This is a genomic window from Cupriavidus sp. 01L45, from assembly GCF_056399885.1.
Genome location: NZ_JBFTSG010000001.1, coordinates 156,575 through 178,733, shown reverse-complemented (window position 1 = coordinate 178,733; position 22,159 = coordinate 156,575). Strand labels below are relative to the sequence as shown.

The following is a 22,159-nucleotide window of genomic DNA, read 5'->3' as shown; positions in this document are numbered from 1 at the left end:
GGGACGCAAGCGTGCCTTGCCGCGTGAGCGGCAAGGCGCGCTTGCGCCGGCCAAGTCAGCAATCCGGTCTCCCGGTACCCTTGAGAACCATCACGAAATGACAGATTTCCAGCCCATCCAGCTGATTCCCCCGGTCATCGAAGCCACGGCCAATGCCGAGGACACCGCTCGCGCTGACCTGTACGGTCTGCTGGCCACGCTGTTGTATCGCGCGCCAGATGCCGCGCTGCTGCACCATATCGCCGCCAACCGCGCCATTGGCGAGGACGCCGCGACCACGCTGGGCGAAGCCTGGAATGATTTGTGCGATGCAGCATCGATCGCGACGGCCGCCGAGACGGCCGACGAGTACCAGGAATTGTTCATCGGCGTGGGCAAGCCGGAAGTCCTCCTCTACGGCTCCTACTACCAGACCGGTTTCCTCAACGAACGCCCTGTGGTGGCGCTGCGAGACGACCTGGCACGCTATGGCCTGGTGCGCCAGGACAATGTCAGCGAGACAGAGGACCATATCGCCACGCTGTGCGAAGTGATGCGTTTCCTGGTGGCGGGCGAGGATGCGGGTGTTTCCAATCTCGCAGAGCAGCAACACTTCTTTGCGCGCCATGTTCAGCCATGGGTGGAGACGCTATGCGATGCCATGGCGGCGCATCCGCAAGCCCGTTTCTATGTACAGGTAGCCGCTTTGCTGAAAGCCTTCATGGCGGTCGAGGCGATCGCGCTCGACATGCGCTGAGCCTTCAAGGCGGATCGCCGGGATCGCCGGAAGGAGGCGGCCTCGCCTGCAACCTTGTTTCAAACAAGCCGGGCATGGCATTTTTTAAACGCAGGTATCAGTAAAAACCCGCGTATTGCATGGTCTTTCAGCACATATCAATCTAAAATAGGCAAAAGAATACATAACAGGATTGGTTATCGGCTTTAATCTGCCGAGGAGCCCCACATGAAAGACAAGCAGCCCAGGGTCGCACGCCGTACTTTTCTCGCCGGCACGGGGGTTGTTGCCGCCGCCGGCGCGGCCGCTGCGCTGACCGCGCGCGGACCGGCCATGCCCACGCAGGCCGCGGCCATTCCGGATGTCACGCCCGGCGACGGCGAGGGCTACCGGGTTACCGAACACATTCGCAAGTACTACCGGACAACGCTGGTGTGAGCCGAGTCGCGTCTTGTGCGCGCCCGTTCGACCTCGTTTCCATCCAGGGGTGATACATGATCTTGACCCGCAAGCGCGCGGCGCAGGGCAGCGCATCCTCGCAACTGGCCGGCACCGTGGCCGGGCATGCCACCGGCAGGCTATCCGACCGCCTGGCCGCCGGCCTGGCTGGCGCGATGCCCACCATGGACCGCCGCAGTTTCCTCAAGCGCTCCGGCATCGGGGTGGGGGCGGGTCTGGCGGCCTCGCAACTGACGCTGTTGCGCCATGCGGACGCCGCGGATGCGCCGGGGAGCGGCGGCGAGGGTAAGAGCAATATCGTGGTGCGCCGCACCGTCTGCGGCCATTGCTCGGTGGGTTGCGCGGTCGATGCGGTGGTGCAGAACGGCGTATGGGTACGCCAGGATCCGGTCTTCGATTCGCCGATCAATATGGGCGCGCACTGCGCCAAGGGCGCCGCGCTGCGCGAGCACGGCCATGGCGAGTATCGCCTGAAGTACCCGATGAAGCTGGTGAACGGCAAGTACCAGCGCATTGGCTGGGACCAGGCGCTCGACGAGATCTCCGCCAGGATGAAGGAGATCCGCCAGCAGACCGGGCCGGACTCGATGTTCTTCGTCGGCTCCTCCAAGCACAGCAACGAGGGCGCTTACCTGCTGCGCAAGTGGGTGTCGTTCTTCGGCACCAACAACACCGACCACCAGGCTCGCATCTGCCACTCCACCACGGTGGCCGGCGTGGCGAATACCTGGGGCTACGGTGCGATGACCAACTCGTACAACGATATGCAGAACGCCAGGGCGGCGCTGTATATCGGCTCCAACGCGGCCGAGGCGCACCCGGTATCGATGCTGCACCTGCTGCACGCGAAGGAGAATGGCTGCAAGGTGATCGTGGTCGATCCGCGCTATACACGCACGGCGGCCAAGTCCGATTACTACGTGCGCATCCGCTCCGGCACCGACATCGCCTTCCTGTTCGGCGTGCTGTACCACATCTTCAAGAACGGCTGGGAAGACCCGAAGTATCTCAACGACCGCGTCTACGGCATGGACAAGGTCAAGGAGGAAGTCCTCGCCAAGTGGACGCCGGACAAGGTCGAGGAAGTCTGCGGCGTGCCCGAGGCCCAGGTCCACCAGGTTGCCGAGATCATGGCCAAGAACCGCCCCAGCACGCTGGTGTGGTGCATGGGCCAGACCCAGCACACCATCGGCAACGCGATCGTGCGGGCCTCCTGCCTGGTGCAGCTGGCGCTGGGCAATATCGGCGTGTCGGGCGGCGGCGCGAATATCTTCCGCGGCCACGACAACGTGCAGGGCGCCACCGACGTGGGCCCCAACCCCGACTCGCTGCCGGGCTACTACGGCCTGGCCACCGGCGCGTGGAAGCATTTCGCAGCGGTGTGGGGCGTGGATTACGAATGGATCAAGAAACAGTACGCCTCGCAGGCGATGATGGAGAAGTCCGGCACCACCGTATCGCGATGGATCGATATCGTCACCGAGAAGCCCGACCTGATCGATCAGGACAACAACGTCCGCGGCGTGTTTTTCTGGGGCCACGCACCCAACTCGCAGACGCGCGGGCTGGAGATGAAGAAGGCCCTCGACAAGCTCGACCTGCTGGTGATCATCGACCCCTATCCGTCGGCCACCGCGGCGATGGCCAATATGCCGCCGGCCGAAGGCGACAAGGTCAACCCGAACCGAGCGGTCTACCTGCTCCCGGCCTGCACGCAATTCGAGACCTCCGGGACCTGCACGGCCTCCAACCGCTCGCTGCAATGGCGCGAGAAGGTGATCGAGCCGCTGTTCGAGTCCATGCCGGACCACACCATCATGCAGGCCTTCGCCGATCGCCTGGGGTTTGGCAAGGAATTGTCGAAGAACTTCAAGCTGCTCGAGGTCAAGCGCGCGGGGCGTACCTGGATGGAGCCGGAGCCCGAGTCCATCCTGCGCGAGATCAACGCCAGCAACTGGACCATCGGCTATACCGGGCAATCGCCCGAGCGGCTCAAGTCGCATATGCGCAATATGCAGATGTTCGATGTGCGCACGCTGCGCTGCAAGGGCGGCAAGGATCCGGTGACCGGCTACGACCTGACGGGCGATTATTTCGGCCTGCCGTGGCCCTGCTACGGCACGCCGGAGCTTAAGCACCCGGGATCGCCCAACCTGTACGACACCAGCAAGCACGTCATGGACGGCGGCGGCAACTTCCGCGCCAACTTTGGCGTGGAGCGCGATGGCGTCAGCCTGCTTGCCGAGGATGGCTCATGCTCTAAGGGCGCGGACATCACCACCGGCTATCCCGAGTTCGATCATGTGCTGCTGAAGAAGCTGGGCTGGTGGGATGAGCTGACCGACGCCGAGAAGCAGAAGGCCGAGGGCAAGAACTGGAAGACCGACCTGTCCGGCGGCATCCAGCGCGTGGTGCTGAAGAACCATGGCTGCCACCCCTTTGGCAACGCCAAGGCGCGCGCGATCGTGTGGAACTTCCCCGACCCGATCCCGCAGCACCGCGAGCCGCTGTATTCCACGCGGCCCGACATGGTCGCCAAGTACCCGACGCATGACGACAAGATGGCGTTCTGGCGGCTGCCCACGCTGTACAAGTCACTGCAGCAGCGCAATATCGATAACAAGCTCTATGAGAAGTTTCCCATCATCCTCACCTCGGGCCGCCTGGTCGAGTACGAGGGCGGTGGCGAGGAAACTCGTTCCAATCCGTGGCTGGCCGAACTGCAGCAGGAGAACTTCGTCGAGATCAACCCGCGCGCGGCTTCCGAGCGAGGCATTCGCAATGGCGACTTCTGCTGGGTCAGCACACCCCCCGGCGCGCGCATCAAGGTGCGTGCCCTGGTGACGGAGCGCGTCGGCGTGGATACCGCCTTCATCCCGTTCCACTTCTCGGGCTGGTGGCAGGGCAAGGACCTCAAGGACTACTACCCCGAGGGCGCGATGCCGATCGTGCGCGGCGAGGCGGTCAACACCGCCACCACCTATGGCTATGACGCGGTGACGATGATGCAGGAAACCAAGACCACGATCTGCCAGATCGAACGGTTCGCCTGATTGCGACAGAGACTGAGATCAAGGGCAAGGAACGACCATGGCACGCATGAAATTCATCTGTGACGCCGAGCGATGCATCGAATGCAATAGCTGCGTCACCGCCTGCAAGAACGAGCACGAAGTGCCGTGGGGCGTCAACCGGCGCCGCGTGGTGACCGTCAACGACGGCATCGTCGGCGCCGAGAAGTCCATCTCGGTGGCCTGCATGCATTGCTCGGACGCGCCCTGCATGGCGGTCTGCCCGGTCGACTGCTTCTACCGCACCGACGACGGCGTGGTGCTGCACGACAAGGACGTCTGCATCGGCTGCGGCTACTGCTCCTACGCCTGCCCGTTCGGCGCGCCCCAGTTCCCCAGCGCCGGGACTTTCGGCGTGCGCGGCAAGATGGACAAGTGCACCTTCTGCGCGGGCGGCCCGGAGAAGAACGGCAGCGAGGAAGAGTTCGAGAAGTACGGCCGCAACCGCCTGGCCGAAGGCAAGCTGCCGCTGTGCGCGGAAATGTGCTCGACCAAGGCCCTGCTGGGCGGCGATGGCGACGTGATCGCCGACATCCTGCGCAACCGCGTGATCAAGCGCGGCAAGGGCGGCGATGTGTTCGGCTGGGGGACGGCCTATGGCAACAAGGGCGCCGCGCAGGGAGCCCCGGGCGCGCCCGCGGCACCGCCGCCTGTCGCACCAGCCGCGTCCGGAGCGCAGCCATCATGACCCGCTTGCTCATGATCCTGCTGGCCGCCGGCAGCACCGTGCTGGCCGCCTGCGGCGAACGCCCGCAGACATCCACCGCGGCGCACAAGAAATCCGACGCGCCGGCTTACGAGGGCGCGCCGGGCGATCCCTTCGTGGCCAAGGGCTGGACGCCGGGCGACAAGACCAGCTGGCAGAACCAGATCCACGAGCGCAACCAGAACCAGAACGAATACAACCGCACGCCATGACCCCGGCAACGCGAACCCCGGCCGAGCCGATGGAGGGCAAATGAAGCCGACGCTCAATCCTGGCTGGTTCCGCTACCTGGCGGGAGTGGCCTGCGCGCTGGCCTTGCTGGCGCCGCTTGGCGCCGCGCGGGCCCAGGCATCGTCGCCACAGGCCACGCCCGCCACGCCTGCCGCCGCGGTGACTGCCGACGCGAACAATCCGGCCACGCACCCGGTCCAGCCCTTCGCGGGCATCGCGTCGGAGAACATCTTCAATGTGCCCAAGCGCGATATCGCCGCCGAGGCGCAGGCCCAGCAGGCGCGCACGCAATCGCAGCCCGGCAATAACGCGCCGGTGTGGCGCGAGGTGAATTCCGACCAGGCGCACTACAGCAGCCTGCCCGCCAAGGAGGCCGGCGTGCTGATCCAGCGCACCGGCCAGAAGTGGCGGCTGTTCCGCAACGGCGTGATCACGGTCTGGGGTGGCTGGCTGATCGTCGCCGTGCCCGCCGCGATCCTGGCCTTCTTTTTCTGGCGCGGCACCATCCCGCTCAAGACGCCGCGTACCGGCCGCATGATCCAGCGCTTCACGCCGCTGGAGCGCGTGGTGCACTGGACCATGGCGATCTCATTCGTCACGCTGGCGGTTTCGGGCATCGTCATGTTGTTCGGCAAGCATTTTCTGCTGCCGCTGATGGGCCACACCTTGTTCGGCTGGCTGACCTACCTGCTGAAGAACGTCCACAACATCGTCGGGCCGGTCTTCACGCTGGCCGTGATCGTCGGCTTTGTGATCTTCGTGCGCGACAACCTGCCTGCCCGCGAGGACTGGCAGTGGCTCGCCAAGCTGGGTGGGCTCGTTTCCGGCAAGCATGTGCCAAGCGGGCGCTTCAACGCCGGCGAAAAGGCATGGTTCTGGGGTGGGCTGGTGCTGTTCGGCCTGATCCTGTCCGCTTCCGGCTGGGTGCTCGACATGATCGTGCCTGGCATGGATTTCTACCGTGCCACCATGCAGATCGCCAATGTGATCCATGGCATCGCGGCGGTGCTGATGATGGCGATGGCCTGCGGTCATATCTACATGGGCACCATCGGCATGGAAGGCGCCTACCGCGCCATGCGCGACGGCTGGGTCGACGAAGCCTGGGCCAAGGAGCATCACGAACTCTGGTACGACGATATCAAGTCCGGCAAGATCCCGGCGCAGCGGGCGGCCGAGCCGCAACCCGGCGAGCGTGCCGGTGGCCGGGCCAGCACCGGCGAAGCCTGAGCGAACGCGGCGCCGCGCCACAGATCCCGAGGAAGAGGAATCAGACCAATGAAACGCATCCTGCTGCTGCTCGCCCTCGCACTTGGCGGCACGGGCGCCCTGGCCAAGCTGCCGCCCCCTACCGAAGCGCAAAAGCTCAAGGCCGACGAGGCCAAGGCACGTGCAGCCTGGGCCGACAAGGTGGCCGCCTACCAGCTCTGCCGTTCACAAGACAAGACGGCTGCGTACTATTTCAACGATATGAAAGCCAAGGGCAAAGAAGTACCGGCCGGCGCGGCAGCCCCGCCGTGTGCCGATCCGGGACCATTTGTGGCGGCGGCGCCCGCCACCGGGGAGGCCGCCGCTACCGCCGGCGGCCCGTCCACCGCCCCTGTCGCGGCACCTTCGGATCACAAACCGGCCGCAGCGCCGGGCACCGGAGCGGTACAATCGCCCCGGACATCACCGTGAGAGGAGGTTCGGCATGAAGCATGTACGCGTACTTTTCGGCCTGGCGGTAGCGGGAACCCTGGCAGGCGGCCTGGCCGGCTGCGCCGGTACGGGAATGGGAGATGGTTCGGACACCGCTGTCGCCGCGCTGGCATCCAAGAGCGGCACCGCGACGCAGGGCAGCGTGACATTCACCCAGCGCGCCAACACGGTGCTGGTCAAAGCCGATGTGACGGGCTTGCCACCCAATACCGAGCATGGTTTCCACGTGCACGAGAAGGGTGACTGCTCCACGCCCGACGCCATGAGCGCCGGCGGTCACTTCAACCCGACGGCCAAGCCGCACGGATCGATGTCGATGCCCGACCATCATGCCGGCGATATCAACAACCTCAAGGCCGACGCCAGCGGGCGCGCCCAGGCCAGCTTCGAGCTGGCCGACGTGACCGTGGCCCCCGGCCCGAACAGCGTGGTGGGCCGCGCGGTGGTCGTGCATAAGGACCCGGACGACTACAAGACCCAGCCTACCGGCAACTCCGGCGGCCGCATCGCCTGCGGCGTGATCGCCAAGTCCTGACGGACGGGGCAGGGCAGCGCCGCCCGGTCGCGCTGCCCATCCATTTTTCCCCTACCCATGCCCCTGCGTCCCGAACTCACCCATGCTTGCGTTCCCCTGATCGAAGAAGTCGAGGTGGTCGATGAGCAGGGGCGCGTGCGGCCGGCCTTCCTGCCGGGCGAGCGTCCGCTCACGGTCTACCTGGACAAGCGGGAGCTGGTGACGCTGATGACGCTGGGCGGTGCGCCCGAGGCACTCGTGCTGGGCTACCTGCGCAACCAGCGCCTGGTCGAGTCGATCGAGGATATCGCCGCGATCCAGGTCGACTGGGAAACCGAATCCGCCGCCGTCACGACCCGCACGGGCGTGGACCGTATCGAGGAGCGTACCTCCCGCCGCGTGGTGACCACCGGCTGCGGCCAGGGCACGGTGTTCGGCTCGCTGCTGGACGAGGTCGACAATATCCGCCTGCCGGACGACGCCACCCTGGACCAGGAAACGCTCTACAGCATCGTCGATACCATCCGGCTGCAGCAGTCGGTCTACAAGCAGGCCGGCTCGGTACATGGCTGTGCGCTGTTCCGCGGGCGCGAGCTGTTGATGTTCATCGAGGACGTGGGCCGGCACAACGCCGTGGATGCCATCGCCGGCCTGATGTGGCTGGAGGATATGAGTGGCGCCGACAAGGTTTTCTACACCACCGGCCGGCTGACCTCCGAGATGGTGATCAAGGGCGCCCAGATGGGCATTCCCTTCCTGCTGTCGCGCTCGGGCGTGACCCAGATGGGCTACCAGATGGCCCGGCGCGTCAACCTGGCCCTGTTCGCGCGGTGCACCGGACGTCATTTCCTGCTCTATACCGGCCGCGGGCGCTTCCGGCACCAGTTACCGGAGCAGGCTACCGCCTGAGGCGGGGCTCCGGGCCGCCTGTCCCAGCCATGTGCCGCAGGGACGGGTGCTATTGCGGCGGGGGCGCCGGTTTTTGGTTGTACAATGCGGCCCATCGCAAGGCCCCGGCAGGTCCGGCGCGCCTGTGAGCAAATGCGAGCAGTGTTCCCGGTCAGTCCTGACCGCGCCCGAGCCTGCCCTCATTTGTTCATCCCGATACCCCTATGAGCATCAAATCCGATAAGTGGATCCGCCGCATGGCGGAACAGCACGGCATGATCGAGCCGTTCGAGCCCGGCCAGGTACGGGAGGAAGACGGCCGCAAGATCGTGTCGTACGGCACCTCGAGCTACGGCTACGATATCCGCTGCGCCGACGAATTCAAGATATTCACCAATATCAACAGCACCATCGTCGATCCCAAGAACTTCGACGAGAAGTCCTTTGTCGACTTCAAGGGCGATGTCTGCATCATCCCGCCGAACTCCTTCGCGCTGGCCCGCACGATGGAGTATTTCCGCATTCCGCGCAGCGTGCTGACCATCTGCCTGGGCAAGAGCACCTACGCGCGTTGCGGCATCATCGTCAACGTGACCCCGTTCGAACCGGAATGGGAAGGATATGTGACGCTGGAGTTCTCCAACACCACGCCGCTACCCGCCAAGATCTACGCCGGCGAAGGCTGTGCGCAGGTGCTGTTCTTCGAAAGCGATGAGATCTGCGAGACTTCCTACCGCGATCGCGGCGGGAAGTACCAGGGTCAGCAGGGTGTCACACTGCCGAAAACCTGATCGCATACAATGCGCGCGTTGCGGCACGACCGGTAGCACAGCAGGCGAGCCGGGCCGCGCGCGAAGCCTGAACGTCGAGCCACATGCCGACCCAGGGGGATGAGTCCCCGGGCCATGTGGCTCAAGTCCTTCTTGCCGTCCAAGGATGCCAAATGAAATTCCGCTTCCCCGTCATCATCATCGATGAAGACTTCCGCTCCGAGAACATTTCCGGCTCGGGCATTCGCGCGCTGGCGCAGGCCATCGAGCAAGAAGGCATGGAGGTGATGGGCCTGACCAGCTATGGCGACCTGACCTCGTTCGCGCAGCAGTCCAGCCGTGCCTCCTCGTTCATCGTGTCGATCGACGACGATGAGTTCGTCAGCGAGGACGACCGGCCCGAAGCCGCGGCCATCGAGAAACTGCGTGCCTTCGTCAACGAAGTGCGCCGCCGCAATACCGACCTGCCCATTTTCCTGTACGGCGAGACCCGTACTTCGCGGCATATCCCCAACGATATCCTGCGCGAGCTGCACGGCTTCATCCACATGTTCGAGGACACGCCGGAATTCGTCGCGCGCCACATCATCCGTGAAGCCAGGGTCTACCTGGATTCGCTGGCACCGCCGTTCTTCAAGGCGCTGATCGCCTACGCGCAGGACAGCTCCTACTCGTGGCACTGCCCGGGGCACTCCGGCGGCGTGGCGTTCCTGAAGAGCCCGGTCGGCCAGGTGTTCCACCAGTTCTTCGGCGAGAACATGCTGCGCGCCGACGTCTGCAACGCCGTCGATGAACTCGGCCAGTTGCTTGACCACACCGGCCCGGTGGCGGCATCGGAGCGCAATGCCGCGCGCATCTTCAACTCCGACCACATGTACTTTGTCACCAACGGCACGTCCACCTCGAACAAGATGGTGTGGCATGCCAACGTGGCGCCGGGCGACATCGTGGTGGTGGACCGCAACTGCCACAAGTCGATCCTGCACGCGATCATGATGACGGGCGCGATTCCGGTGTTCCTGATGCCCACGCGCAATCACTACGGCATCATCGGCCCGATCCCGAAGAGCGAGTTCGATCCGGAAACCATCCGCCGCAAGATTGCCGCGCACCCGTTCGCCAGCCAGGCCAAGAACCAGAAGCCGCGCATCCTGACCATCACCCAGGGCACCTACGACGGCGTGCTGTACAACGCCGAGCAGATCAAGGAGATGCTGGCCACCGAGATCGACACGCTGCACTTCGATGAAGCCTGGCTGCCGCACGCGGCATTCCACGACTTCTATCGCAACATGCACGCGATCGGTAAAGACCGCCCGCGCAGCAAGGACGCGCTGGTCTTTGCCACGCAATCCACGCACAAGCTGCTGGCCGGCCTGTCGCAGGCCTCGCAGATCCTCGTGCAGGATTCGGACACGCGCAAGCTGGACCGCTATCGGTTCAACGAGGCGTACCTGATGCATACGTCCACCAGCCCGCAGTACTCGATCATCGCCTCGTGCGACGTGGCGGCGGCGATGATGGAAGCGCCGGGCGGCACCGCGCTGGTGGAGGAAAGCATCCAGGAAGCGATGGACTTCCGCCGCGCCATGCGCAAGGTGGAAGGCGACTACGATGCCGGCAACAACGGCGACTGGTGGTTCAAGGTGTGGGGCCCCGAGGCGCTGGTCGAGGACGACATCGGCGACCGCGAAGAGTGGATGCTCAAGGCCAACGAACGCTGGCACGGCTTCGGCGACCTGGCCGATGGCTTCAACCTGCTCGACCCGATCAAGGCCACCATCATCACCCCGGGCCTGGACGTGGACGGCGAGTTCAGCGATCGCGGCATTCCGGCGGCCATCGTCACCAAGTACCTGGCCGAGCACGGCATCATCATCGAGAAGACCGGGTTGTACTCGTTCTTCATCATGTTCACCATCGGCATCACCAAGGGCCGCTGGAACTCGCTGGTAACGGAGCTGCAGCAGTTCAAGGACGACTACGACCAGAACCAGCCGCTGTGGCGCGTGCTGCCGGAATTCGTCGGCAAGCATCCGCAGTATGAGAAGCTCGGCCTGCGCGACCTGTGCGACGCCATCCACAGCGTCTACAAGGCCAACGACGTGGCACGCGTGACCACCGAGATGTACCTGTCGGATATGGAGCCGGCGATGAAGCCCTCGGACGCCTGGGCCATGATGGCCCACCGCGAGATCGAACGCGTGGCGGTCGACGAACTGGAAGGCCGCGTCACCGCCATCCTGCTCACGCCGTACCCGCCGGGCATCCCGCTGCTGATCCCGGGCGAACGCTTCAACCGCATCATCGTGCAGTACCTGAAGTTCGCGCGCGACTTCAACAAGCTGTTCCCCGGTTTCGAAACCGACATCCACGGCCTGGTCGAGGAAGAGGTCGAAGGCGGCGGCAAGGCGTACTTCGTGGATTGCGTGAAGTAAGGCAAGTCGATGGAAAAAGGGCCTCGCATGCGCGAGGCCCTTTTTCTTTTCCCCGGCCTCGGCGGGCAGGCCGGCGCCACGCGCGAGATTGCGATAGAGTTGCGCTCTGTATCCTGGCTCGTGCCCCGCGGTAGTGGCCGGGACTGGACCTATCCAAGCAACTTCGACGGAGCGGAAATGGCATCAGCACGTGCGGTGGAATTGACAGAGTTCGGTGGTCCTGAAGTGATGCGCCTGGTGACGTCGGTGCTGCCGGCGCCGTCGGCCGGCCAGGTGCAACTGCGCCAGACCGCGATCGGTTTCAACTACATCGACATCTACCAGCGTGCGGGCAAGTATCCCTTGCCGTCGCCCACGGGGCTGGGCCACGAAGCCGCCGGCGTGGTCGAGGCCGTGGGCGAGGGCGTGACCGGCCTGCGCGAAGGCGACCGCGTGGTCTACATGCATGCCGGCATCGGCGCCTATGCCGACCGGCGCAACGTGCCGGCCGACAAGCTGGTCAAGTTGCCCGACGGCATTGACGACGTCACGGCGGCGGCAGTCTTCTTCAAGGCAATGACAGCGCAATACCTCGTCAGGAAGACGCATCGCGTGGCGGCCGGCGACATCGTGCTGGTGCATGCCGCCGCGGGTGGCGTGGGGCAGATTCTCAGCAGCTGGGCCAAGGCGCTCGGCGCCACGGTGATCGGCACCGCGGGCTCGCCGGCAAAATGCGAAGTCGCGCTGGCGGCAGGGTGCGATATCGCCATCGACTATTCGCAGCCGGACTGGGTGCGCCAGGTGATTGACGCCAGCGGCGGACGCAAGGCGCGCGTGGTCTACGACTCCGTGGGCAAGCACACCTTCATGGGTTCGCTGGACTGCGCGGCGCCGTTCGGACTGGTGGCGCTGTATGGCGCGGCCTCGGGGCCGGCGCCGGCCATCGAGCCCGAACTGCTCAACAAGAAGGGCTGCCTGTTCCTGACGCGGCCGTCGGTGTTCCCGCACAACGCCGATGCGCAGACCTTCCGCGCCAACGCGGCGGACGTATTCCAGGCCATCGGGCAGGGTGCGATCCGGGCAGCCGTCGGCGCGCGGTATCCGCTTGGGCAGGTGGCCGAAGCGCACCGTGCAGCGGAGGCGCGTGCTACCACCGGCGCTATCGTATTGCTGCCCTGATATTCGTGTCACGGCAGCAAGAAGGCCCCGACTCGCGGGGCCTTCTTGCTGCCGGCGGCCACGGCCGCCGGCGATTCCACTGCTATTTCTTCTTGTCGAACTCGAACTGCGGTGCGGCGGGTTCGCTCTCGGCCGGTGCTGCCGGCAACTCCAGCGTGCCACTGCCAGGACTGCGGGCAGGCAATGGCGCCGAGGCTGGCCCGCTACTCTCACCGCCCAGCGGGATCGTGACCTCCGCCGCGTTGGTATGGTGCAGCGACCCCTTGTCGAGGAACATCGTCACCATGCCCGGCCAGAACATCACCAGCGCCACCATGATCATCTGCAGGCCGACCCAGGGCAGCGCGCCCCAGTAGATGTCGGAGCTCTTCACTTCCTTGGGCGCGATGCCACGCAGGTAGAACAGCGCGAAACCGAAGGGCGGGTGCATGAAGGAGGTCTGCATGTTCACGCACAGCATCACGCCGAACCACACCAGCGCCGCGGTGGCCGCCGCTTCCGGGTTGCCGCCCATCGAGTCGGCGACGACCGGGGCCAGTACCTTGACCGCAACCGGCGCCAGCATCGGCACCACGATGAATGCGATCTCGAAGAAGTCCAGGAAGAAGGCCAGGAAGAAGATGAACAGGTTGACCACCAGGAGGAAGCCGATCCAGCCACCGGGCAGCGAGGTGAACATATGCTCCACCCAGGCGCCGCCGTCCACGCCCTGGAACACCACGGAGAAGCAGGTGGAGCCGATCAGGATGAACACCACCATGGCCGTGATGCGCGCCGTGGACTGGTAGGCATCGATGATCAGCGCGCGCAGCGCGCTTAGTTGTCCGGCACGCAGCAGCAGCCAGGCAATCACCAGGTAGACCACCGCCAGCGGGATGCGGAAGGCGTGCGAGCCAAAGGCGACGGTGCCGACGATGATGGCCACGCCGGTGGCGGCAAGGCCGATGCGGTAGATGGTGCGGTCGAGCTTGCCGAAACCGGGGTCGCGCAGCACCGCCAGCACCAGCGCGCCGACCGCGCCCATGGCGCCGGATTCGGTCGGCGTGGCGATGCCCAGCATGATCGTGCCCAGCACCAGGAAGATCAGCACCGCGCAGGGGATGATGCCGCGCAGGCATTTGCGCCACAGGGGCCAGCCGCGCAGCGTGCGTTCTTCCACCGGCACTGGCGGCAGCCAGTCAGGCTTGATGCGGGTCAGCACGAAGGTGTAGAGCGCGAACAGCGCGATCTGGATCACCGACGGGCCCCAGGCGCCAAGGTACATGCTGCCCACGTCGGCGCTGCCCATCGGGGTCTTGAGCTGGTCGGCCAGCACCACCAGCACCAGCGACGGCGGCACCAGCTGCGTGATGGTGCCCGACGCCGCCAGCACGCCGGTGGCGTACTTCATGTTGTAGCGGTAGCGCATCATCACCGGCAGCGAGATCATTGCCATGGCGATCACCTGGGCCGCCACGGTGCCGGTAATGGCTCCGAGGATAAAGCCCACGATGATGACCGAGTAGCCCAGGCCGCCGCGCACCGGGCCGAACAACTGGCCCATGGAGTCGAGCATATCCTCGGCCAGCCCGCACTTCTCCAGGATCGCCCCCATGAAGGTGAAGAACGGGATGGCCAGCAGCAGCTCGTTGGCCAGCACGCTGCCGAACACGCGGCTCGGCACCGCCTGCAGGAAGCTGACCGGGAAGTAACCAAACTGGATGGACAGGATGCCGAAGGCAAGACCCACGGCCGACAGCGAAAATGCGACCGGGAAACCGATCAGCATGAATACCACCAGGCCGCCGAACATCAGCGGCGGCATATATTCCAATGGAATCATTGCACCGGCCTCTCGTATTTCGATTCGATGCGCACCAGGCCCTTGAGGGCGGCAACGCGCTTGATCAGCTCGGATACGCCCTGCAAGGCAAGCAGGCCGAAGCCGAGGGGCACCACCAGCTTGATCGGGTAACGCGGCAGACCGCCGGAATTACCGGATTGCTCGAGGATGCGCCACGAGGGCAGGAACAGCGATTCCCACGACAGCCACATGAACAGCACGCAGGAAGGCAGCAGGAAGAAAATAATGCCGAAGATATCGATCCAGTGTTGCGCGCGCTCCGATACGTTGCCGTAGATCAGGTCCACGCGCACATGCTCGTTGCGCTGGAAGGTATAGGAGGCGCCGAACATCACCGCGATGGCGAACATATACCACTGCAGTTCAAGCGGCCAGTTGTCACTAAGGTTGAAGCCGTAACGCAGCAGGGCGTTGCCTGCGCTGATCAGGCACGACAGCAGGATCATGATGTTTGCAAGCCTGCCCGTGTGCTGATTCAACCTGTCGATCTGTCGTGACAGACCAAGCAAGTAATACATGGGTTGTCTCCCCTGTTTTTGCGGCAATTAGTTTATCTGTAACAATATGCTTCGGCGCTTGGGGCTAATACCTACCGCATTGCGCAAAAATAGAACCAGATAAAAAAAAGCCACCGGGCATGCGCCCTGGCGGCTTTTTTTCAAAGCATTACTTACGTGAAACTTACATTGGCATGCTGCGCTGCAGTGTCGCCAGTGCGTCCGCTTAAAGCGTCGCGCGTACAGCGGCAATGGCTGCGCGAACCTGCGCCGGCGCGGTGCCGCCGATGTGGTTGCGTGCCGCGACCGAGCCTTCCAGCGTCAGCACCTCGTGCACGTCGTCGCCGATCAGCGCCGCCTTGTCGCCCAGGCCGGTGACTTCGCGCAGCTCGGTCACGGTGAGGTCGGCCAGGTCGCAGCGGCGGTCGTCGCAGGCGCGCACCGCGTGGGCCACGGCTTCGTGGGCATCGCGGAAGGGCAGGCCGCGCTTGACCAGGTAGTCGGCCAGGTCCGTGGCGGTGGCGTAGCCCTGCAGCGCGGCGGCGCGCATGGCTTCCGGCTTGACGGAGATGCCCGGCACCATGTCGGCGAAGATGCGCAGCGTGTCGGCCACGGTGTCCACCGTGTCGAACAGCGGCTCCTTGTCTTCCTGGTTATCCTTGTTGTAGGCCAGCGGCTGGCCTTTCATCAGGGTCAGCAGGCCGATCAGGTGGCCGTTGACGCGGCCGGTCTTGCCGCGCGCCAGCTCGGGCACGTCCGGGTTCTTCTTCTGCGGCATGATCGAGCTGCCGGTGCAGAAGCGGTCGGCGATGTCGATAAAGCCCACGCGCGGGCTCATCCAGATCACCAGCTCCTCGGAGAAGCGCGAGATGTGGGTCATCACCAGCGCGGCGGCGGCGCAGAACTCGATGGCGAAGTCGCGGTCGGAGACGGCGTCCAGCGAGTTGCGGCATACGCCGTCGAAACCGAGCTGCTGCGCGACGAATTCACGGTCGATCGGGTAGCTGGTGCCGGCCAGCGCGGCGGCGCCCAGCGGCAGGCGGTTGACGCGGCGGCGGCAGTCGGCCATGCGCTCTGCGTCGCGCGTGAACATTTCCACGTAAGCCAGCAGATGGTGGCCGAAGGTGACCGGCTGGGCCACCTGCAGGTGGGTGAAGCCCGGCAGGATGGTGTCGGCGTTCTTCTCGGCCAGGTCCAGCAGCGCGCCGCGCAGCGCGCCCAGCAGGCCGATGATGGTATCGATTTCGCTGCGCAGCCACAGGCGGATATCGGTGGCGACCTGGTCGTTGCGCGAGCGGCCGGTGTGCAGGCGCTTGCCGGCGTCGCCGACCAGGGCGGTCAGGCGCGCTTCGATATTCAGGTGGACGTCTTCCAGGTCGAGCTTCCACTCGAAGTTGCCCGCCTCGATCTCGCCGCGGATCTGCGTCATGCCGCGCTCGATCTCGGCGCGGTCGGCTTCGGCGATGATCCCTTGCTTGGCCAGCATGGCGGCGTGCGCCAGAGAGCCCTGGATATCGAACAGGGCCAGGCGCTTGTCGAAGAACACCGAAGCGGTGTAGCGCTTCACCAGGTCGGACATCGGTTCGGAGAAGCGGGCGGACCAGGCTTCGCCTTTCTTGGCAAGTTGGGAGGTCATGGGCGGTAAGGCTGGGTTGGCTCGCAAGCCGGCGGCAGGCCGCGGGGCAAACGAGAAAAATCGGCGAAACCGGGATTATATCGCTGCCGGGCGTCTCCCAGCCTTGCCTAAAGCGTGTTGTCGATGACGCGGCCCTTGAATACCACGGGCCCGGTCGGCCCGTTGGGGTCGGGCGAGCCACCCGGCGGCTCCACGCTGATGGCCAGCGCCGGCACCTTGCCCACCGCCTGCGCCACCGCGAGGCGCAATTGCCGCTGGTGTCCGAGCACGCCGAGGGATTGCGGCTTGCCACCGTCCGGCAAGGCCCAGAGCTGCAATACCTGCTCGTCGCTCAGCGGCAGGTGATCCAGGCGGCGCAACGTCAGCGAATGCGAGCGGGCATCCCACGTCACAAGCACGGCGGCTTCGGCGCGGTCGTCGTTCAGCACGGCCACGGCGTTGACCAGGGGCGTGGTATCCAGCTGGCGCGCCATGCGCATATTGAGCCCGATCGCCACCGCGGCCACGGCAGCCGTCGCCAGGGTGACGCCGCGCCAGAAGCCTGGCACGTTCCACAGGCGCCGCCACCAGTGCTCCGGTATGCCAGCCTTGGCGGCCGCGTCGGGCATGGGCTGCCAGCCCAGCCGCTGCTCGATGCCGCACCACACCTTGTCGACCGGTTCGGCGGCGGGCTGCAGCTCCGCGATGCCGGACAGCCGCGCCTGCCAGTGCCCGATCGCGTCGCGGATGGCGGGTTCCTGCCGCGCCAGTTGCTCGAGCCGGCGGCGCGCGCCGCCGCGCAACACGCCCAGCGCGTACTGCGCGGCGAGGCGGTCGATCAGGTCGGGGTGGCGGCTGAGATTCATGACAGGCTTTCCAGGCACATGCGCAGCCGTTCCAGGCCGCGCCGTATCCATGACTTGATGGTGCCCAGCGGTACCTGCAACTGTTCGGACAGTTCGCTATGGCTCATGTCCTTCAGGTAGGCCAGCGAGATCGCCTGCCGTTGCGGCTGCTCCAGCCGTTGCAGGCACTGGTTCAACGCCCGCGCTTCCTGGCTGGCGAGCGCCAGTTCGGCCGGGCCGGCCGCATCGTCGGCCATCCACTCGCCCAGGCTGTCGTCCAGTTCCACGGTCTGGCTGGCGCGCGCTGCCGCCTGCCGGCGCAGGCAGTCCAGCGCCCGGTTGCGTACGATGGCCGTCATCCAGGTCATCGGGGCAGCCAGGTGCGGCCGGTAATCGCCGGCGTGATGCCAGATGCTGACGAAACTCTCTTGCACTACGTCCTCGGCCCAGTCATGTCTGTTGGTGATACGCAGCGCGAGGCCAAACAGTTTCGTGGCTGTTTCGTCGTAGAGCTGGCGCAGGGCTTGCCGGTCGCCCAGTGCCGCGGCTTGCAGCAAGGCAGCGAGCCGGTCGGCATCGGCCGGCCTGGGGGCAAAGGACGCGTTGGCGGAGGAGGACACCGTGGGGGATCCCTGGTGAAAAGAGGCAAGTGACGTTTCCGGATTATAGGCACGGCTTGCCGGCGGCATGGCATCGATCGCACCGGTTGTTGCATCCGATCGCGATGCCAGTGCGTAGAAGTGAAAGGCGCCGGCATTTCAACGGATTGCCCTTCGATAACGCAACGCAATCGAGGCGCCACTTCACCCCAAGACAGGAGAACACCATGGAACGCATGCAGTCGATGACCGAGGCGGCGAAGCGCCAGGCAAGCGAGGACACGGAGAGCCGCATCCTTGTTGCGCCGGATGCGCGCCGGCGCGGCCTGCTCAAAGTCCCCGGCCTATTTGCGCTTGGATCGCTGGCGGTGATGAGCCTGGGCGAGTCGATGCCCGCCTGGGCACAGGCCCAGTCCGGCAGCACCAAGGACGATATCGCCATTCTGAATGTAGCCCTCGGGCTGGAATACCAGGCCATCGCGGCTTATCAGGTCGGCGCGGAGAGCGGCCTGCTGCAAAAGCCGGTGCTGGATACCGCGGTCAAGTTCCAGACGCACCACAAGGCGCACGCGCAAGTGCTGGCGGGCACCGTGTCCAAGCTGGGCGGCAGCCCGGTGATGGCGAAGAAGCCGGCCGAGTACAGCTTCCCGACCGACCAGCTCAAGACGCAGGCCGATGTGCTGCGCTTTGCCGCCGGGCTGGAAAAAGGTGCCACCGCGGCTTATCTGGGCGTGCTGCCAAATTTCCATAACCGCGAGCTGACCAAGGCCGCGGGCAGCATCCTGGGCGATGAGGCGATGCATTGGGCGGTGCTGCTGTCCGTGCTCGGCGAAGATCCGGTGCCGGGCGCGTTCGTTGGCTGAGCCGCAGGCGGGGGGTGTGGGCTCGCTTGCCGCCCTGGCCGGGAGATAAGCTGCTGTAAGGCAAGCCATGCTCTGCGCCGTCCGGCCTGCGGGCCGGACGGGTTCTCCCGCCATGGTGCCAGTCACCATGGCGGGACTTTTTTGCAACGCCAGGGCGTCGCCTTGCTTCAGCCGCTGTTGCGCAGGCCCGCGGCCACGCCGTTGATGGTCAGGTGGATGCCGCGCCGCACGCGGATGTCGTCGCCATCCTTGCCCGAGCGGTAGCGCTTGAGCAATTCAACCTGCAAGTGGTTGAGCGGGTCCAGGTAGGCGAAGCGGTTCTTGATCGAGCGGGCCAGCAGCGGGTTGTCGGCCAGGCGCTCATGACGGCCGGTGATCAGCGCCAGCATCTCGCAGGTCAGGTGCCACTCGGCGCTGATGCGCGCGAACACGCTCTTGCGCAGCGCGGGATCCTCGCAAAGCTGCGCGTAGCGCGAGGCCACGGCCAGGTCGGTCTTGGCCAGCACCATGTCCATATTGGACAGCAGCGTGGAGAAGAACGGCCAGCTCTTGACCATGCGGCGCAGCGTGGCGACGGCCGCCTTGTGCGCCTTCTCGTCCAGCGCCTCGTCCAGCAGCGCCTTGACCGCGCTGCCGAAACCGTACCAGCCCGGCAGCAGCAGGCGGCACTGGCCCCAGGAAAAGCCCCAGGGAATCGCGCGCAGGTCTTCGATGCGGCGCTGCTTCTTGTCCATCAGCTTGCGCGAAGCCGGACGCGAACCCAGGTTCAGGTCGGCGATCTCGGTGATCGGCGTGGTGGCGAAGAAGTAGTCCTTGAAGCCCGGGGTCTCGTAGACGAGGGCGCGATAGGAGCTGAAAGCGCGATCGGAGAGCTGTTGCATCACCGCTTCGAACGTGACGAGGTCCTTGGGCGCGTTCTGCGTCGGCAGCAGGGAGGCTTCCAGCGTGGCGGCGATCACCGTTTCCAGGTTGCGCCGGCCGATCTCGGCGTTGGCGAACTTGCTGTTGATGATCTCGCCCTGCTCGGTCAGGCGGATCTGCCCGTTGACCGTGCCAGGCGGCTGCGAGAGGATGGCCTGGTAGGTCGGGCCACCGCCACGGCCGACGGTGCCGCCGCGGCCGTGGAACAGGCGCAGCTTGACGCGCCGCGCCTCGAACACCTGCACCAGCGCCAGCTCGGCCTTGTACAGCTCCCAGTTGGAGGTGAGGAAGCCGCCGTCCTTGTTGGAGTCGGAGTAGCCCAGCATCACTTCCTGCTCGCCGCCGTGATGGGCGATCACCGAGGCGAAGCCCGGCAACTCCAGCAGCGACTGCATGATGCCGGCGGCGTTGCGCAGATCCTCGATGGTCTCGAACAGCGGGATCACCATCAGTTCCGGGCGTGCCGGGTCGGTCTTGCTGCCCAGCGTGCCGCGCAGCATGCCGGCTTCCTTCTGCAGCAGCATCACTTCGACCAGGTCCGACAGCGTCTCGGTGTGCGAGATGATGTAGTTGCGGGCCACGCGCGCGCCGTAGCGGGCGCGTAGCTCGCGGGCCATGTTCAGGATGGCCAGCTCGCTGCGGGTCTGCTCGGAATAGGTATGCCAGGGCAGGGTCAGCAGGCGCGGCTGGCGCAGCTCGGCCAGCAGCAGCTCCAGCTTGCGCGCTTCCGTCAGGGCGGCATAGTTGGCCTCCACACCAGCGGCGGCGAACAGTTCCGTGATCACGGCCTCGTGCACGTCGGACACCTGGCGCATGTCGATCGACGCCAGGTGGAAGCCGAACACGGCGATGGCCTTGGCCAGCGCGTCGATGCGGGTGCGTGCCAGCGCCTCGCCGTGGTGGGCGCGCAGCGAGTCGATCACGACCTGCACGTCGGCGCCGAAGGACTGCGCGTCGGCATAGGGCGCGGCGTCGGCCACCGGGTGGCGCGGCGCGGCCTGCCCGGTGACGGCCAGGCAGGTTGCCGCCAGGCGCGCATAGATGCCGATCAGGGCGCGGCGGTACGGCTCGTCGGCGCGGTGCTCGGAATGGTCGGGCGAGGCTTCGGCCAGCGCCAGCAGTGCCGGGCTCGCTTCCACCATCAGGCTCGACATCGACAGCTCCGCGCCCAGCACGTGGACTTCGTCCAGGTACCACTCCAGGATCAGCGCGGACTGCTTGCTGGCAGCCTGCTCCAGCGTGTCGGCGGTGACGTTGGGGTTGCCGTCGCGGTCGCCGCCGATCCACGAGCCCATCTGGAAGAAGGGCGCGAGCTGGGTCGAGGCGGCCGGCGCGGCCTTGTTCTTGCGCGTGGCGGGGAACACCGCGGCGATGTCCTCTTCCAGTTCGCTCATCAGCTGCGGGATGCCGCGCAGGAAACAGGTACGGTAGTAGGACAGTGCGTTCTCGATCTCGTCAACCACCATCAGCCGCGTATTGCGCAGCATGCGGGTCTGCCACAGCGTGGTGACGCGGGCGCGCAGCAGTGCGGTGTTGTGGTCGCGCTCGCGCGCGGTCATCGGCAGATCGCGCTCGGCCAGCAGGCGGGCGATCTCGCGCTCGGCGTCGAGAATACTCTTGCGCTGGACTTCGGTCGGGTGGGCGGTCAGCACCGGCACGATCAGCGCTTCGTCGAAGAACTTGCGCAGCGTCTTGCCGGTCACGCCGGCCGCGTCGATGGCCTGCAGCGCGTGCGCCAGGCTGCCCGGCTGCGGCGGCGAGCCGGCCAGTGCGTGCACGCGCCGGCGGCGGTTGTGGTGCTGGTCCTCGGCGATATTGGCCAGGTGCGAGAAATAGCTGAAGGCACGCACCACCGAGTTGGTCTGGTCGCGCGACAGGCGCTTGAGCAGCCGGTCCAGCTCGGCGCCGGCGGCGCGGTCGTTCTCGCGGCGAAAGCGCACGGCGGTCTGGCGGATGGTCTCGACCACCTCGAAGGCGGCGTCGCCTTCCTGCTCGCGCAGGCACTCACCCAGCAAGCGGCCCAGGAAGCGGATGTCCTCGCGCAGGGGGACGTCCTTGTCACTGGCGCGCCGCGCCGGGGCGCTTGCCGCAGGCTTCGCGACGGCGGTGCGCTTGCGGCCGGCGGTCTTGGCAGATGGAGTGGCTGGGGTACTTGCGGGAACCAAAGCGGAAGCTACTACGGTATCGGGGGCGTCTGCCCGGCTGGCGGTTGGCTTACGCCGGCCGGCGGGGCGCGCAGCTTGCTGCGTCATGCAATCTCCTGTCGTCTCTTATTTAATGTGTGCTGTCTATTGGCCCGGAGCCGCTTGGGGTGCGTGCTAACAT

19 protein-coding genes are annotated in these 22,159 nt (G+C 65.7%); 13 read left to right on the top strand and 6 right to left on the bottom strand.

Annotation, left to right across the window (positions count from 1 at the left end; all coding sequences use genetic code 11):
- The first annotated feature begins 97 nt into the window (after nt 1-97).
- From AC1DT6_RS00850 to AC1DT6_RS00795, 12 genes are all read left to right on the top strand, one after another.
- Nucleotides 98-736 carry a TorD/DmsD family molecular chaperone gene (locus tag AC1DT6_RS00850; RefSeq protein ID WP_441625022.1) on the top strand — a complete coding sequence of 213 codons (639 nt, stop codon included), beginning with the start codon at nt 98-100 and terminating at the stop codon, nt 734-736.
- A 207-nt stretch (nt 737-943) separates the two neighbouring features.
- Nucleotides 944-1,153: a formate dehydrogenase gene (locus AC1DT6_RS00845; RefSeq protein ID WP_441625004.1), complete on the top strand. Its 210-nt coding sequence runs from the start codon at nt 944-946 to the stop codon at nt 1,151-1,153.
- Between the two features lie 56 nt (nt 1,154-1,209).
- Entirely contained in the window at nt 1,210-4,227 is a 3,018-nt protein-coding gene (locus tag AC1DT6_RS00840) for a molybdopterin-dependent oxidoreductase (protein ID WP_441625002.1), read from the top strand.
- A gap of 37 nt (nt 4,228-4,264) precedes the next feature.
- Complete coding sequence (fdh3B, locus tag AC1DT6_RS00835; RefSeq protein ID WP_441625000.1) at nt 4,265-4,933, top strand: formate dehydrogenase FDH3 subunit beta; 669 nt, start codon at nt 4,265-4,267, stop codon at nt 4,931-4,933.
- The gene (locus AC1DT6_RS00830) at nt 4,930-5,163 is read left to right on the top strand and encodes a hypothetical protein (RefSeq protein WP_441624998.1); all 234 of its coding nucleotides are present in this window, start codon (nt 4,930-4,932) and stop codon (nt 5,161-5,163) included. Before fdh3B ends, AC1DT6_RS00830 begins: the two co-directional genes overlap by 4 nt.
- 40 nt (nt 5,164-5,203) lie before the next feature.
- On the top strand, nt 5,204-6,412 hold the full coding sequence (locus AC1DT6_RS00825) for a formate dehydrogenase subunit gamma (protein ID WP_441624996.1): 1,209 nt from the start codon (nt 5,204-5,206) through the stop codon (nt 6,410-6,412).
- A gap of 48 nt (nt 6,413-6,460) precedes the next feature.
- Complete coding sequence (locus tag AC1DT6_RS00820; RefSeq protein WP_441624994.1) at nt 6,461-6,862, top strand: hypothetical protein; 402 nt, start codon at nt 6,461-6,463, stop codon at nt 6,860-6,862.
- 13 nt (nt 6,863-6,875) lie between these two features.
- Nucleotides 6,876-7,418: a superoxide dismutase family protein gene (locus tag AC1DT6_RS00815; protein ID WP_441624992.1), complete on the top strand. Its 543-nt coding sequence runs from the start codon at nt 6,876-6,878 to the stop codon at nt 7,416-7,418.
- Between the two features lie 57 nt (nt 7,419-7,475).
- Complete coding sequence (locus tag AC1DT6_RS00810; protein WP_441624990.1) at nt 7,476-8,306, top strand: formate dehydrogenase accessory sulfurtransferase FdhD; 831 nt, start codon at nt 7,476-7,478, stop codon at nt 8,304-8,306.
- A 203-nt stretch (nt 8,307-8,509) separates the two neighbouring features.
- Nucleotides 8,510-9,076 (top strand): dCTP deaminase, encoded by a 567-nt coding sequence (gene dcd, locus AC1DT6_RS00805; RefSeq protein ID WP_017230746.1) that lies wholly within the window; start codon nt 8,510-8,512, stop codon nt 9,074-9,076.
- 152 nt (nt 9,077-9,228) lie between these two features.
- Entirely contained in the window at nt 9,229-11,493 is a 2,265-nt protein-coding gene (locus AC1DT6_RS00800) for an arginine/lysine/ornithine decarboxylase (RefSeq protein ID WP_045235955.1), read from the top strand.
- A 177-nt stretch (nt 11,494-11,670) separates the two neighbouring features.
- On the top strand, nt 11,671-12,651 hold the full coding sequence (locus AC1DT6_RS00795) for a quinone oxidoreductase family protein (RefSeq protein WP_441624987.1): 981 nt from the start codon (nt 11,671-11,673) through the stop codon (nt 12,649-12,651).
- A gap of 82 nt (nt 12,652-12,733) precedes the next feature.
- Here the strand turns inward: AC1DT6_RS00795 and AC1DT6_RS00790 are convergent, their stop codons facing one another.
- From AC1DT6_RS00790 to AC1DT6_RS00770, 5 genes are all read right to left on the bottom strand, one after another.
- A complete protein-coding gene (locus tag AC1DT6_RS00790) occupies nt 12,734-14,473 on the bottom strand; it encodes a TRAP transporter large permease (protein ID WP_441624985.1) in 1,740 nt (579 codons plus the stop codon).
- The gene (locus tag AC1DT6_RS00785; protein ID WP_035863770.1) at nt 14,470-15,012 is read right to left on the bottom strand and encodes a TRAP transporter small permease subunit; all 543 of its coding nucleotides are present in this window, start codon (nt 15,010-15,012) and stop codon (nt 14,470-14,472) included. Before AC1DT6_RS00785 ends, AC1DT6_RS00790 begins: the two co-directional genes overlap by 4 nt.
- Nucleotides 15,013-15,217: 205 nt before the next feature.
- Nucleotides 15,218-16,627, bottom strand: a complete 1,410-nt coding sequence (argH, locus tag AC1DT6_RS00780) for an argininosuccinate lyase (RefSeq protein WP_441624983.1) — start codon at nt 16,625-16,627, stop codon at nt 15,218-15,220.
- Between the two features lie 107 nt (nt 16,628-16,734).
- Entirely contained in the window at nt 16,735-17,472 is a 738-nt protein-coding gene (locus AC1DT6_RS00775; RefSeq protein WP_441624981.1) for an anti-sigma factor, read from the bottom strand.
- A complete protein-coding gene (locus AC1DT6_RS00770) occupies nt 17,469-18,140 on the bottom strand; it encodes a sigma-70 family RNA polymerase sigma factor (protein WP_441624979.1) in 672 nt (223 codons plus the stop codon). The genes AC1DT6_RS00775 and AC1DT6_RS00770 overlap by 4 nt, the downstream gene beginning before the upstream one ends.
- A 155-nt stretch (nt 18,141-18,295) precedes the next feature.
- On the opposite strand from AC1DT6_RS00770, the gene AC1DT6_RS00765 reads away from it, so the two are divergent.
- Entirely contained in the window at nt 18,296-18,913 is a 618-nt protein-coding gene (locus tag AC1DT6_RS00765) for a ferritin-like domain-containing protein (RefSeq protein ID WP_428177847.1), read from the top strand.
- A 167-nt stretch (nt 18,914-19,080) separates the two neighbouring features.
- Here AC1DT6_RS00765 and ppc read toward each other — a convergent pair whose 3' ends face one another.
- A complete protein-coding gene (gene ppc, locus AC1DT6_RS00760) occupies nt 19,081-22,086 on the bottom strand; it encodes a phosphoenolpyruvate carboxylase (protein WP_441624977.1) in 3,006 nt (1,001 codons plus the stop codon).
- Between the last annotated feature and the right edge of the window lie 73 nt (nt 22,087-22,159).

Bases quoted from the DNA above. Each gene is read 5' to 3' on its own strand.
- AC1DT6_RS00815 (WP_441624992.1), top strand. From the start codon at position 6,876: ATGAAGCATGTACGCGTACTTTTCGGCCTGGCGGTAGCGGGAACCCTG.
- AC1DT6_RS00820 (WP_441624994.1), top strand. From the start codon at position 6,461: ATGAAACGCATCCTGCTGCTGCTCGCCCTCGCACTTGGCGGCACGGGC.
- AC1DT6_RS00850 (WP_441625022.1), top strand. From the start codon at position 98: ATGACAGATTTCCAGCCCATCCAGCTGATTCCCCCGGTCATCGAAGCC.
- AC1DT6_RS00785 (WP_035863770.1), bottom strand. From the start codon at position 15,012: ATGTATTACTTGCTTGGTCTGTCACGACAGATCGACAGGTTGAATCAG.
- AC1DT6_RS00825 (WP_441624996.1), top strand. From the start codon at position 5,204: ATGAAGCCGACGCTCAATCCTGGCTGGTTCCGCTACCTGGCGGGAGTG.
- AC1DT6_RS00790 (WP_441624985.1), bottom strand. From the start codon at position 14,473: ATGATTCCATTGGAATATATGCCGCCGCTGATGTTCGGCGGCCTGGTG.
- AC1DT6_RS00765 (WP_428177847.1), top strand. From the start codon at position 18,296: ATGACCGAGGCGGCGAAGCGCCAGGCAAGCGAGGACACGGAGAGCCGC.
- AC1DT6_RS00840 (WP_441625002.1), top strand. From the start codon at position 1,210: ATGATCTTGACCCGCAAGCGCGCGGCGCAGGGCAGCGCATCCTCGCAA.
- fdh3B (WP_441625000.1), top strand. From the start codon at position 4,265: ATGGCACGCATGAAATTCATCTGTGACGCCGAGCGATGCATCGAATGC.
- argH (WP_441624983.1), bottom strand. From the start codon at position 16,627: ATGACCTCCCAACTTGCCAAGAAAGGCGAAGCCTGGTCCGCCCGCTTC.
- dcd (WP_017230746.1), top strand. From the start codon at position 8,510: ATGAGCATCAAATCCGATAAGTGGATCCGCCGCATGGCGGAACAGCAC.
- AC1DT6_RS00800 (WP_045235955.1), top strand. From the start codon at position 9,229: ATGAAATTCCGCTTCCCCGTCATCATCATCGATGAAGACTTCCGCTCC.
- AC1DT6_RS00770 (WP_441624979.1), bottom strand. From the start codon at position 18,140: ATGCCGCCGGCAAGCCGTGCCTATAATCCGGAAACGTCACTTGCCTCT.
- AC1DT6_RS00810 (WP_441624990.1), top strand. From the start codon at position 7,476: ATGCCCCTGCGTCCCGAACTCACCCATGCTTGCGTTCCCCTGATCGAA.
- AC1DT6_RS00845 (WP_441625004.1), top strand. From the start codon at position 944: ATGAAAGACAAGCAGCCCAGGGTCGCACGCCGTACTTTTCTCGCCGGC.
- ppc (WP_441624977.1), bottom strand. From the start codon at position 22,086: ATGACGCAGCAAGCTGCGCGCCCCGCCGGCCGGCGTAAGCCAACCGCC.
- AC1DT6_RS00830 (WP_441624998.1), top strand. From the start codon at position 4,930: ATGACCCGCTTGCTCATGATCCTGCTGGCCGCCGGCAGCACCGTGCTG.
- AC1DT6_RS00775 (WP_441624981.1), bottom strand. From the start codon at position 17,472: ATGAATCTCAGCCGCCACCCCGACCTGATCGACCGCCTCGCCGCGCAG.
- AC1DT6_RS00795 (WP_441624987.1), top strand. From the start codon at position 11,671: ATGGCATCAGCACGTGCGGTGGAATTGACAGAGTTCGGTGGTCCTGAA.